This is a genomic window from Citricoccus sp. SGAir0253, from assembly GCF_005877055.1.
In the GTDB taxonomy this organism is placed as follows: domain Bacteria; phylum Actinomycetota; class Actinomycetes; order Actinomycetales; family Micrococcaceae; genus Citricoccus.
This window is the reverse complement of the sequence record NZ_CP039424.1, coordinates 1,625,674-1,637,794: the sequence shown is the minus strand read 5'-3', so window position 1 is coordinate 1,637,794 and position 12,121 is coordinate 1,625,674. Positions and strand designations below refer to the sequence as shown.

The window sequence follows — 12,121 nt, the reverse complement described above, 5'->3', positions numbered from 1 at the left end:
CGGGCCGGTCCCGGCGCTACTTCTTGGCGCCGGACTCGGAGCCGGCACCGTCCGAGGACAGCGCGGCGATGAAGGCCTCCTGCGGGACCTCCACCCGGCCGACCATCTTCATGCGCTTCTTGCCCTCCTTCTGCTTCTCGAGCAGCTTGCGCTTGCGGGAGATGTCGCCGCCGTAGCACTTGGAGAGCACGTCCTTGCGGATCGCCCGGATGTTCTCGCGGGCGATCACGCGCGAGCCGATCGCGGCCTGGATCGGCACCTCGTACTGCTGGCGCGGGATGAGCTCCTTGAGCTTGGAGGTCATCATGACGCCGTAGGAGTAGGCGTTGTCCTTGTGCGTGATGGAGCTGAACGCGTCCACCGTCTCGCCCTGCAACAGGATGTCCACCTTGACCAGGTCGGCGACCTGGTCGCCGTCGGCCTTCCAGTCCAGGGAGGCGTAGCCCTTGGTGCGGGACTTGAGCAGGTCGAAGAAGTCGAAGACGATCTCGGCCAGCGGGATCCAGTAGCGGATCTCCACGCGCTCCTCCGAGAGGTAGTCCATGCCCTTGAGCTGGCCGCGCTTGCCCTGGCACAGCTCCATGACGGCGCCGATGAACTCCGCCGGCACGATGATGGTCGCCGAGGCCATCGGCTCCCGGACCTCGCGGATCTTGCCCTCGGGGAACTCGGACGGGTTGGTCACCGTGACCTGCGTGCCGTCCTCGCGGGTGACCTCGTAGACCACGTTCGGGGCGGTCGAGATCAGGTCCAGGTTGAACTCGCGCTCGAGCCGCTCGCGGATGATCTCCAGGTGCAGCAGGCCCAGGAAGCCCACGCGGAACCCGAAGCCCAGCGCCACGGAGGTCTCCGGCTCGTACACGAGCGCGGCGTCGTTGAGCTTGAGCTTGTCCAGGGCGTCGCGCAGCACGGGGTAGTCCGAGCCGTCGATCGGGTACAGCCCGGAGAACACCATCGGCTTGGGGTCCTCGTAGCCGCCGATCTGCTCGGTGGCCGGGTTGGCCGCCCCCGTCACGGTGTCGCCCACCTTGGACTGGCGCACGTCCTTCACGCCCGTGATCAGGTAGCCCACCTCGCCCACGGACAGGCCCTTGGAGGGGATCGGCTCCGGGGAGGACACGCCGATCTCCAGCAGCTCGTGCGTGGCGCCGGTGGACATCATGGTGATCTTCTCGCGCGGGGAGAGCTTGCCGTCCACCACGCGCACGTAGGTCACGACGCCGCGGTAGGTGTCGTAGACGGAGTCGAAGATCATGGCGCGGGCGGGGGCGTCGGCGACGCCCACGGGCGCGGGGATCGACTCCACGACCCGGTCCAGCAGGTCCTCCACGCCGACGCCCGTCTTGCCGGAGACCCGGAGGATGTCCTCGGGCTCGCAGCCGATCAGCCCGGCGATCTCCGCGGCGTACCGGTCCGGGTCCGCCGAGGGCAGGTCGATCTTGTTCAGCGCCGGGATGATCGTCAGGTCGTTCTCCATGGCCAGGTACAGGTTGGCCAGGGTCTGCGCCTCGATGCCCTGCGCGGCGTCCACCAGCAGGATCGCGCCCTCGCAGGCGGCGAGGGAGCGGGAGACCTCGTAGGTGAAGTCCACGTGCCCCGGGGTGTCGATCATGTTCAGCGCGTAGTCGGTGCCGGCCACGTTCCACGGCATGCGCACGGCCTGCGACTTGATGGTGATCCCGCGCTCGCGCTCGATGTCCATCCGGTCGAGGTACTGGGCCTTCATGTCCCGCGGCTGGACCACGCCGGTGGACTGCAGCATGCGGTCGGCCAGCGTCGACTTGCCGTGGTCGATGTGAGCGATGATGCAGAAGTTGCGGATCACGGCGGGATCGGTGGCGGCGGGCGCCGGGGCGTTGATCGCCATGGGCGGCACGGGCATCTTCCTTCGACTGGTGGGATCCGGGCAGCATGGACGGCGCCCGGGAGGACTGGTGCTCCATTCTTCCACGTTTCCCCCGCGGCTTACCGCCGCGGTCGCGCCGCGGTCCCCCCGCGTTGGTAGGTTCGCCCCATGGCCATGGACCTGCACCGACTGCTCGCCGCCGCCCGCCGGGTCGCCGGGCTCGTCCGGGAGCTGCGGCGCGCGCCCTCCCCCGGCTCCCGCGGCCGGGACGGGGCCGCCCCGGCCCGGCGTCCCGGCCGCCCTCCCGGGAGCGGGACGGCCGCCCCCTACCCGGGCGACTTCCACGGGCGGGCCCGCGTGGAGTACGACCCGGTGCCCGGACCCGAGGCCGGACCGGGTGAGGTCGTCTGGACGTGGGTGCCCTTCGAGGAGCTCGACGGCCGCGGCAAGGACCGGCCGGTGCTCGTGGTCGGCCGCGACGGCCGTCACCTGCTCGCCCTGCAGCTCACCAGCCGCGACCACCACGGCGGCGGGCGGCGGGACGAGGAGTACCTCGACGTGGGCACCGGCGCGTGGGACGCTCGCGGCCGTGCCTCCGAGGTGCGGCTGGACCGGGTCGTCCGGGTCGACCCCCGGGACGTGCGCCGCGAGGGCGCCGTGCTCGCACCCGGCACGTTCGACCGGGTGCGCCGCGCGCTCCGGGACCGCCACGGCTGGGCGTGATAGACTAACCAGCTGTGTGTCCGCGCAGGTCGACGGGCACTCCCGGAACGGCTTACCACGGTATCCCCACGCCGCTCAGTCGCCGGATCCGGGAAATTCCCTCACCGACCAAAGTCAGCAGCAACAGAAAGACTCCTACGTGGCCAACATCAAGTCCCAGAAGAAGCGCATCCTCACCAACGAGAAGGCTCGCCAGCGCAACGTCGCCGTGAAGTCCGAGCTGCGCACCGTGATCCGCGCCGTGGACAAGGCCGTCGCCGCCGGCGACCAGGCCGCCGCCACCTCCGCCGTCGCCCTGGCCAGCAAGAAGCTGGACAAGGCCGTCAGCAAGGGCGTCATCCACAAGAACCAGGCTGCCAACCGCAAGTCCGGCATCGCCAAGCGCGTCAACAAGATCGGCGCCTGAGCGACCGGTCGACCCTGACCGAGCCGGCCACCGCCGCGCCGGTCCCCCCGATCGGAGCATCGGGACCGAGGCCCCCGTCCAGCAGGACGGGGGCCTCGTCGTCGTCAGGGAGGCCCCGGCCGGTCCGGGCGGCACCGCCCCGCCCCGGCCGATCTGGCAGGTCGGGACGGCCGCCGGCTCAGCGGCGGGCGGTGAGGGCGATGCGCGTCACGACGCGCTCGACGGCGTAGTCGGCGTCCTTGGCCAGGCCCTTGGCCTCGGCGTCGGCCTGGGCCACCCACTCGATGGCCGCGGCGATCGTGGCCGGATTCCAGAACCGGACGGTCTCGGCCACCCGCTTGGCCTGCCACGGCGCCATCCCCAGCGTCTGGGCGACCTGCCCCTGGGAGATCCGGGCGTCCACGATGCGCGCCACCTGCCGGGTCTTCATCGCGAGGGCGCCGGTGATGGCCGGGGCGGAGACCCCCGTGGCGAGGGCGTGGCGCAGCAGGGCGGCGGCCTGTCCGGCCCGGCCCTCGATCGCGGCGTCGGCCACCTTGAACGCGGTGGCCTCCACGCGCCCGCCGTAGTACCGGTCCACGACCTCGGCGGTGACCGTGCCCTCCGTGTCCGAGAGGAGCTGCTGGCACGCAGCGGCGAGGTCGGTGAGCGAACCGCCCGTGGCGTCGATGAGCGCGCGGACCGCCTCGGGGTCGATCGAGCGCCGGCGGGAGCGGAACTCCCCGGCGACGAACTCCGCCTTCTCGGCGTCCGACTTGATGGGCTGGCACTCCACCTGGACGCCCGCCGCGACGACGGCGTCGAGCAGCTTCTTGCCGCGGTTGCCGCCGGTGTGGCGCAACAGCAGGGTGACGTCCTCGGCCGGGGCGGCCACGTACTCGAGGCAGTCCGCCAGGAAGGCCTCGTTCATGTCCTGCAGGCCCTCGGCCAGGACGATCTTCGCCTCGCCGAAGAGCGAGGGGCTGGCCAGCATCGCCAGCTGGCCCGCCGGGTAGTCCGCCGCCCCGATCCGGTGCACCTCGAGCCCGGGGTCGCGCTCGCGCAGCATGGTCCGGACGCGGTCGGTGACCCGTGCGGCGATGAAGTCCTCGGGCCCCCTCAGCAGCATGAGCGGGGCCGGCTCGACGGTGCGCCAGTCCGCCCCGGGACTCTTCGGGCGACGGGATCGGCTGGGAGCGGGCATGGACCTCATCCTATCGGGGCCGGCACGTCCGCGACCGACCGGCCGGTGAGGGTGGGGACCAGCTCCCCGGCCCGCAGGGACAGCACCGTGGTGCCGTGCAGGTCCGTGCGGACCACGGTCGCGTGCCGGGCGAGCTCCTGCACCACGGAGGGGTGCGGGTGGCCGTAGCCGTTGTCCCGTCCCACGGACACGACCCCGACGGCCGGCTCCACCGCCCGGATGATCTCCGTGCCGCCGTTGCGCGCACCGTGGTGGGCCACCTTGAGCACGTCCACCCGGTCCGGGTAGGCCCCGCGGCGCAGCAGGGCGGCCGTGGACTCCTGCTCCTGGTCCCCGGTGAGCAGCACGGTGTACCGGCCGTCCGGGGTGCCGACGGAGGCCAGCAGCTGCAGCGACGCATCGTTCTCGCTGCCCGCCGCGGGGTCCGCCGCGAGCACCGTCCAGTCGACGCCCCACGCCGAGCCGGGCGCGCCCGCCGAGCCCGACTCCCCCGCCTCCGCCCGCCGGGCCGCGGCGGGCAGTTCCGCCGATCCGCCCTCATCGCCGTCGGGGCCACCGTCGGGGTCACCACCGGGGCCGCCGCCGGGGCCGCCGCCGGGGCGCCCCGGCCCGGCCGAGGAGTACAGGATCTCGCGCGGCGCGCAGCAGCCGACCACCGCTCCGGCGGCCCCGGCGTGGTCCCGGTGCAGGTGCGAGAGGACGAGCAGCTCGACCGTGTCCACCCCGAGGTGCCCCAGGCAGTCCGTGGCCGCCGCCGGCTCGGGTCCGGTGTCCACCACGACGGCGGCGCGCCGGCCGCTGCGGAGCACGAGCATGTCCCCCTGCCCCACGTCGCAGGCCGCGAGGGACCAGTCGGCCGGGACCGGCCCGGCGGGCGGGGACACCACCAGGGCCAGCTGGCTGCCGACGGCGGCGCAGATCAGCGTCCAGGCCGCCGCGAACGTCCAGCGCAGGGCGGGCCGCCCCGGCGGCCGCCGGCGCGCCCGGTCCACCGGCAGGCGGCGGACGCGGGCCGGGCGGGTCCGCTCCCAGCGCAGCAGCAGCCAGAGCAGGGACAGGGCGGCGAGCACGTGCAGCACCACGAGGGCCGCGCCGACGGCGCCCTCCGGCCAGGGGCGGGCGGCGCCGGGCAGCCGGGAGGTGACCGTGGCGATCCAGCCGATCCCCGCCGCCGGCCAGCCGATGACCCAGTAGGCGGCGCCGGCCAGCGCGGGCAGCGGCACCGCCAGCAGGGCCGCCGCCGTGCCGGGGACGGTGATGAGCGGGACGAGCGGCGCCGCCAGCAGGTTCGCGGGCACCGCGTACGGGCTCACGCCGCCGGACAGGCCCACGAGGAGCGGCTGGCACGCGACCTGGGCACACACCGTGACGGCGAGCGCAGTGGCGATCGTCCCGGCGACCGGGGCGGGGAGCCACCGGGCCAGCGCGGCGCCCAGCCACTGTTCCGCCGGACGGGCCGCGAGCACGATCCCGGCCGTCGCGGCGAGGGAGAGCTGGAACGCCGGCTCGGCGGCGAGGGCCGGTTCCCAGGCGAGCAGGGCGCACCCCGCCACGCACAGCAGGGGCAGGGCGTGGCGTCCCCGGCCGAAGAACACGGCCCAGGCGCCGATGCCGCCCATGACGGCGGCCCGGACCACGGACGGCTCCGGCCCCACGACGACCACGAACACCAGCAGCACGCCGAGGACCGCCCCCAGGACCACGGGGCGGCGGACCCGCAGGGAGCGCAGGGCCATGGTCACCGCCCCCGCGAGCAACGTGCAGTTGGCCCCGCTCAACTTTTATTAGGGGTATAGCACGAAAAAACCCCGGCGATGCGGCAACATCCCGGGGCTTGGCATCCACTAAGCAGGAGTGAACGCGTGTCTCAGTCTACCGATTTATCTGCAGCGGATACAGGTCTGGATCGAGCGGACCAGCCCCGTACCAGTCCGAAAGAGACGGGGCGGGCCGTGGCGAACAACCAGGCAAGGGACCACATGCAGATCTATGACGCCTTAGATAGGCCAGCCTCAGAAGCCGGTGTTGAGCCCTTGAATTTGACCGGACGTGCGGGTCAACGCAACGAGAGGGCGGCGCGTGTTCTACGGGAGTTTCATGGCTCTGGATCGGCCGCCTTGCCAATGACTATCAAGCTGGCCTCGCAGGTGGCCGGCTTGGTGTCTCCGCTAACAGGCAAGTCAAGGGTGCCCGACGAGCGGTTGCACGACCTCACTTACGACGTGTCCCGCGGGGTGCGCACTCTATGCCATGTAGCCATGACCCTACGTAAGTGGATCTCCTGCGGAAGATCAGAGGCTGCGATCAAGGCCAATCTTCAAGACGCCCGGGACGAACTGGAACGCGTGTTGCACCAGATGGACGCGTCGTGAGGAACGAAGTCACGGACGGAGCCGAGATCTTGAGGGGCACGACATGCCCAGGTGCGCAGGGGGATGGAGCCCGACATGCCGAGTCTGTGTCCGATGGTCACGTAGAAGGGGCGTCTGATGTCCACACCCCAGAGACTCATGCTCATAGGCAAGGTTGTGACCGCAGGCGTCGTGGTTCCCGTCGGATTGATCCAGATGACGGTCGTTTTATCCGCCTAGTCGTGGGTGGGGTTGTGCTGGCCGGGGTGGTGGCGTTCGCGATCTCGTTCACGGCGCTGTACGAGGTCGCTAGCTGGCTGGGGTTGCCTCCGTCCATGTGGTGGGCGGTCCCGGTCTTCATTGATCTGGCCATATTGGTGTACGCCGCGTCGGTGCTGGTGCACAAGGCTCGAGGAGAACGGACGCTGGCGTCCTGGGCGGCACTGGGTACATTCACAGCGCTATCGGTTTTCGCTAATGCGGCCCATGCATGGTCATATGCCCAAAACCACGACCAGCGCTGGCAAGGCGTTGTGGGCGCAGTCGTCGCCGGGATGGTTCCCGTAGCGATCTTTGTGGCCACGGAGCAGCTATCACGGGTAGCGGTCGAGAACCCTGAGTCCCGACGAAACGATCTGCGGAAGTCAGCTCGGATGGAGCAGGACCGCGCTGAGCACGAACGGCAATTGGCGCACCTGGAGTTCGCCCGTGAGCAGCAAGCACGCGAAGTATCCCGGGCGCGCGCGATGGCCCAACAGGCGGCCGAGCTGGACCAGGAAAGACATCGGACAGCCGTGGCCAAGCTCCAAGCCGACCGTGATCGTGAGGTTCAACAAAGCATCCAGCCGCTAAGTACCCCGCACTCCCCCGGCGTATCGCAGCCGGGGATCTCAACGAACCGGCCAAGCCTAGAGGCGCCACCACCGGAAACGCCGAAGCAGCGCCACTCGCCTGTAGTGGAGTCCGGACGGTCCGGCTCGTCGGTCACCAACCGTAAGTCAGGGTCAGCCCTAGACGAAGTGGCCGAGTTCGTCGCCGCCAAAGCCGCCGAGGGCGTCAAGGTCAGCGCGGCGATGCTGGCTGAGCAGTTTCGCATCTCGGAACGCACTGGTCGTCGACGACTTCAACAACTCCGGGACGACCGCCCCGAGGCGTTCTTCCCAGCGGCAGATGAGCTGGGTAGGGAGCAGCCATGAGCATTCAGGCATTGAACTGGGCTCGCCAGGTTGGCGCGCAAGGCGTCCTGCGCCCCGCAGAGGTGCTCTTGCTGTGGATGCTGGCCGATCATGCCGACGAGGGATGGTCATGCCATCCCTCGCAGCAAAAGCTCGCGAAGGACTCGAACCAGTCAAAGCGCACCGTCACTACTCAGATCGGTCGGCTTCGTCAGCTCGGACTGATCAGCGTGGAGAACCGCTACGGACAGGGACGGGGCCGCATTGGCGTGCGCTACTACCTTCACGAAGACGCCCTCATTGGACTGAGAGGCCGTGCCGGGGACGACTCAGACGCAGCTCTTGCACGTCGCACGGACAAGCGAAATGAAACTCCTGCCTCCCGCGGATTAACGCGAGGCGCAAATCTTGCGGCTGACTCCACAAACCCCGCTATCACGCGAGAGGCAGATTCTGCGCCTGATCCAGTCAGCCGCAACTCCACGCACGACTCAGACGCAAATTCGGGAGCGGCGCACATAGGGGAACGCGCGCGGATTAACCCTCATCGGAATCCTCATCCTCCCGGGAAGGGGCCGTCGACCGTGCCGAATGTCGGCGGATCGGACCAGGTCGACGACGATGATGACCTCCGGATCCACCGGGGCGTTGACCTGGGCCAGCTCGGCGAACTGGTCTCGGGGCTAGACCAGATCGAGCCGGAGTACGTGCCCGCATTGGTGGACGTGGTGCTGGACCGAGCCACCCGGCGGGTGGCGACCCCCACCCGATACGTGGCCGCGGCGCTACGAGCGGACTTCGAGGGCATTCTCGACTCCGCCGCCGCGCGGTGGCCTGTCCACTCCTTGGCGCCCGAGATGGGGCCGCACGGGGCGGCACTTGGGACAGCGCACGCGACACCGAAGGCACCGGGGCTCCCCGCGATCCCATGCACCAATCCGGATCACGACGGGATGTACAACCCGGCGGACTGCCCACAATGCCGGCTTGAAAGCCGGATCGCCCATCCGGCCCCCGAGGCGCAACCTGCCGAGCTCACGGCGGAACAGATCGAAGGACTGCCCGTGTCCTTGCGACGACGAATCGGCGCGTAACCAGACGGTTGCGTCACCAAAGATCACGCTCCTGGAGGGGTGAAGGATGACGGACCCGATCGAGAAAGCAACGGACGTATTAGGCGGCGACGAATTGGCAATGGCGGTGGCCCGAGTGCGTCCGGTGATCGTGAAGCAGCTGGGTGACATGGGCTCGCCGGGTGATGTGGAGGACGTGGCCCAGGCGACGTGGGAGTCGGCGTGGAACGCGCGGCATCGGTTCGATCCGAGCAAGGGGTCGCTGCACTCCTGGGTGGTGACGATCGCCCGGCGGCGGGCGATCGACCGGGTCCGCGCCCAGCAGCGCGACACCGTGCTGCAGGGGCAGGCCGAACACGCCGCCGAGGCCCGGGTGCAGTCGGCGGTGACGCTGACGGCCCCGGACCATGCCGAGGCCACGGTGGATGCCCTGGCAGCCCAGCAGCGGGTGCGCCGGGTGCTGGGGGTGGTCGAGCAGGTGATGCAGAACCGGGAGGCCACCTCCCGGGCCCTGGCCCTGGTGCTGGTGTTCGGTGACGACGTGGCCCTGGCGGCCCGCGGGCTGGGTGTCTCGGCCGAGGTGCTGCGCCAGTCCCGGCGGGAGCTGATCCGGTGCTGTCAGGTCGTCACCCGCGCCCAGGACGCCGCCGCGGCCGGGGCGCCGGTGACGATGCGCACGCTGATCGAGTGCCTGCCGGCCGATGGAGAGTCCGGGGACTGGGCCCGGCAGATGGCGTTGGCCTGCGCCCAGGCCGGGGGCCGGTTCGAGGCCGTGACGGTGGCCCACGTGATGGACGTGACCGGGTTCAGCCACAACACGGCCCGGCAGTACCTGGCCCAGACCCGTCACCTGTTGCAGGTGGCCATGACCGTGCTGACCGAAGAGCGAAAGACGAGGCACTGAGATGACCGTCCCGACCCCGCCCACCGACCCGGACCCGACCCGAGCAGGGCAGGCCACGGTCCTGCGCAGAGAATCCCGTCGCGACCGGCGGTCCCGCCGCCGAGAGGTGCGGCGGGACCGGCAGGCACGGGCCCGTGCGGTGTGGGTCGCCACGACGATGGACGCCGGGCTGCCCGACCACCTCCAGGCCCGGGTCCCCGGGTGGGCCGCGACTGCCCGCGGCCGGGTCCTGCTCGGGGCGGCGGCCGTGGTCGCGTTGCTGGCCTGGGCGCTGGTGTTCCTGGTCATCGCCGGGTCCCTGAACTGACACACACCACGACGGGGACAGGCGAACTGTCCTCGAGAACCCATTCAAGGAGGACATCATGCTCGACGGAATTGATCCCTGGGGACTGACCGGACCGGACGGACTGAACCAGGTCGCGGCCACGTTCCTGGGCGCGGCCCTGGTCCTGCTGGGCGTCGGCGTTGCCGTCGGCGTCGTCCGGTGGGCCAGCGGCAAGGCCATCGGCAGCTCGGACAATGCCCGCAAGGGCCTGGGCATGCTCAGCGCGGGCGTGCTGGGTGCTGCGGTGCTGGGCTCGATCGGCGGGGCCATCGAGTGGGGGTCCTCCCTGGGGACGGCCTCACTGATGCCCGAGGCCGCCCGGCCGGGGCAGGTCGTGATCGACAAGAAGCCCCCGAAGACGACCTGCACCGCCCAGGCGGTGCGCGACTTCGACGACGAGGACCCGATGCTCACCCACGCCGAGCGCGTCGCCGTGGTCCAGGAGGTCTCCGAGGGCGCACTGAAGGTCGGGGTCGGGGAGCAGGTCATGACCCTGAAGTGGTACCCGACCGGCACGGACTGCTCGGCCGATAACACCGAGGCCGCCTCGGGCACCGAGGTCGAGTTGCGCGTCTACGACACCGCCGCGGTCGGCGGCTCCGATGAACAGGTCCGCAAGCACACCGTCGACTGACGGCCACCGAGAAACACCACAGGTTCCCGTGCCCGCCAGGGGCATGGGGGGATGAGCCCCGAGGGGGGCGGGATGAAGGGAAACCGATCATGAACGTACTGACTGCTGTGACGCTGGCCGGAGGCTACAACCCGGGGATCAGCCCGAACTTCAATGCCCCGTGGCTGCCCACGGTGCAGAGCGTGGGCGGGATGGTCGTGGCCACTGCGATCGTGGTGCTGGGCATCGTGGTCGTGGCCGGGCTGCTGATGTGGGTGGCCGGCAAGCTCGGCGCCGGGGGCCGGGCCCAGGAGACGGGGCTGAGCATCCTGCTGTGGGGCGTGGTGGCCGCGGCCGTCATCGGGTCCATCGGCGGGATCATCGCCTGGGCCACCGGCATCCCGCTGTTCGCCTGAGCGTGGCGGACGAGGACGGCAGGAAGGCGGCGGCGTGAACCTACTGGAACCGATGCAGGCGTTCCTGCGCGACGGGATCCTGGGGTTCGCCACGGCGGCGTGGGCGTTCATCCGGGACTCCTTCGCCGCCGGGTCGATGACCCCGGAGTGGTGGATGAGCATCGTGGGGGGCACCGTCGTGGTGAGAATGGACGGCCAGGCCGCCACCACGATCGAACACCCCGGGATGCTCAACGTCATGGTGCTGGCGCTGATCCCCTTCCTGCTGATCTTCGTGGCCGTGCAGGTGATCTGGTCGCTGTTCCGGGGCTCCACCGCCGGGGTCATCCGGGCCCTGACCGTGGCGGTGGCCTCCGTGCCGGCGGTGTACGTGGTGGCCGGGCTGATGTTCGTGGTGCTCGGCGCGGTGGACCAGATGAGCCTGTGGATCCTGCAGGCCGGAGAACGCGGCGGCCAAGAGGCGGCCCTGGGTTCGATCCTGCACCTGTTCGGGCTGACCTATGACCCGAACACCGGGCAGGTGCTCATGGACGAGAACTACGCCCAGTGGCAGATGGCCACCAACACTGAGAACCCGGGCATGGCGATCGTGCCGTTCGCGGTCGCCCTGTGCATCGCCGGGGCCTGCTTCCTGCTGATGCTGATGATGGTCTTCCGCCTGGCCGTGATCGTCCTGCTGACCGTGATGATGCCCGCCGCCGTGTTCTCCCTGAGCCTGGAACCGGCCAAGGCGGTGTTCTCCCGGTGGCTGTCCGTGGTGCTGGCCCTGATCCTGGCCAAACCGGCCGCAGCCCTGGTCGTGAAGGTCGGCATGGTGCTGGCCTCGATCGGCACCGACTGGATCCAGCTGGTCACCGGCGTGGGCCTGGTCGTGCTCGGCGCGGCCATGCCGGTACTGACGATCACCATGATCTCCTTCCTCACCGGCGGGGCCTCCGAGTCCATGGAACGCTCCGCCGTGGCCAGCGGGTCCCACGCCATGCGCCAGTCCACCGCCCTGGCCCGGGGCGGGGCACGCAAGGCCGGACGGCTCTCCCGCCCGGTGCAGTCCCTGGCCCGCCGATAACCACCCCCAGCACACCGCACCAGACCGCAGCAGACCG

The 12,121-nt window shown here is 70.5% G+C and carries 12 protein-coding genes; 9 read left to right on the top strand and 3 right to left on the bottom strand.

Going from position 1 to position 12,121, the window contains the following annotated elements; all coding sequences use genetic code 11:
* Positions 1–16: 16 nt before the first annotated feature.
* Positions 17–1,876: a translation elongation factor 4 gene (lepA, locus tag E7744_RS07260; RefSeq protein WP_137774917.1), complete on the bottom strand. Its 1,860-nt coding sequence runs from the start codon at positions 1,874–1,876 to the stop codon at positions 17–19.
* A 138-nt stretch (positions 1,877–2,014) separates the two neighbouring features.
* Between lepA and E7744_RS07255 the strand changes: the two genes are divergently transcribed.
* On the top strand, positions 2,015–2,569 hold the full coding sequence (locus tag E7744_RS07255) for a type II toxin-antitoxin system PemK/MazF family toxin (RefSeq protein ID WP_137773540.1): 555 nt from the start codon (positions 2,015–2,017) through the stop codon (positions 2,567–2,569).
* Positions 2,570–2,708: 139 nt separating this feature from the next.
* On the top strand, positions 2,709–2,975 hold the full coding sequence (gene rpsT, locus E7744_RS07250) for a 30S ribosomal protein S20 (RefSeq protein WP_137773539.1): 267 nt from the start codon (positions 2,709–2,711) through the stop codon (positions 2,973–2,975).
* Positions 2,976–3,153: 178 nt separating this feature from the next.
* Here rpsT and holA read toward each other — a convergent pair whose 3' ends face one another.
* Both holA and E7744_RS07240 read right to left on the bottom strand, forming a co-directional pair.
* Entirely contained in the window at positions 3,154–4,167 is a 1,014-nt protein-coding gene (holA, locus tag E7744_RS07245) for a DNA polymerase III subunit delta (protein ID WP_371415387.1), read from the bottom strand.
* A complete protein-coding gene (locus tag E7744_RS07240) occupies positions 4,164–5,936 on the bottom strand; it encodes a ComEC/Rec2 family competence protein (RefSeq protein WP_137773537.1) in 1,773 nt (590 codons plus the stop codon). Before E7744_RS07240 ends, holA begins: the two co-directional genes overlap by 4 nt.
* Before the next feature lie 815 nt (positions 5,937–6,751).
* On the opposite strand from E7744_RS07240, the gene E7744_RS07230 reads away from it, so the two are divergent.
* The 7 genes from E7744_RS07230 to E7744_RS07200 all read left to right on the top strand — a co-directional run bounded on the left by E7744_RS07230 (position 6,752) and on the right by E7744_RS07200 (position 12,084).
* Positions 6,752–7,705, top strand: a complete 954-nt coding sequence (locus tag E7744_RS07230) for a DUF2637 domain-containing protein (protein ID WP_246858600.1) — start codon at positions 6,752–6,754, stop codon at positions 7,703–7,705.
* Positions 7,702–8,778: a helix-turn-helix domain-containing protein gene (locus E7744_RS07225; protein WP_137773534.1), complete on the top strand. Its 1,077-nt coding sequence runs from the start codon at positions 7,702–7,704 to the stop codon at positions 8,776–8,778. Before E7744_RS07230 ends, E7744_RS07225 begins: the two co-directional genes overlap by 4 nt.
* A 46-nt stretch (positions 8,779–8,824) precedes the next feature.
* Positions 8,825–9,661 carry an RNA polymerase sigma factor gene (locus E7744_RS07220; RefSeq protein WP_137773533.1) on the top strand — a complete coding sequence of 279 codons (837 nt, stop codon included), beginning with the start codon at positions 8,825–8,827 and terminating at the stop codon, positions 9,659–9,661.
* Position 9,662: 1 nt separating this feature from the next.
* Positions 9,663–9,968, top strand: a complete 306-nt coding sequence (locus tag E7744_RS07215) for a hypothetical protein (RefSeq protein WP_137773532.1) — start codon at positions 9,663–9,665, stop codon at positions 9,966–9,968.
* 58 nt (positions 9,969–10,026) lie between these two features.
* Complete coding sequence (locus E7744_RS07210) at positions 10,027–10,623, top strand: hypothetical protein (protein WP_137773531.1); 597 nt, start codon at positions 10,027–10,029, stop codon at positions 10,621–10,623.
* 89 nt (positions 10,624–10,712) lie between these two features.
* On the top strand, positions 10,713–11,018 hold the full coding sequence (locus E7744_RS07205) for a hypothetical protein (RefSeq protein ID WP_137773530.1): 306 nt from the start codon (positions 10,713–10,715) through the stop codon (positions 11,016–11,018).
* Positions 11,019–11,052: 34 nt separating this feature from the next.
* The gene (locus E7744_RS07200) at positions 11,053–12,084 is read left to right on the top strand and encodes a hypothetical protein (protein ID WP_137773529.1); all 1,032 of its coding nucleotides are present in this window, start codon (positions 11,053–11,055) and stop codon (positions 12,082–12,084) included.
* The last annotated feature ends 37 nt before the right edge of the window (positions 12,085–12,121 follow it).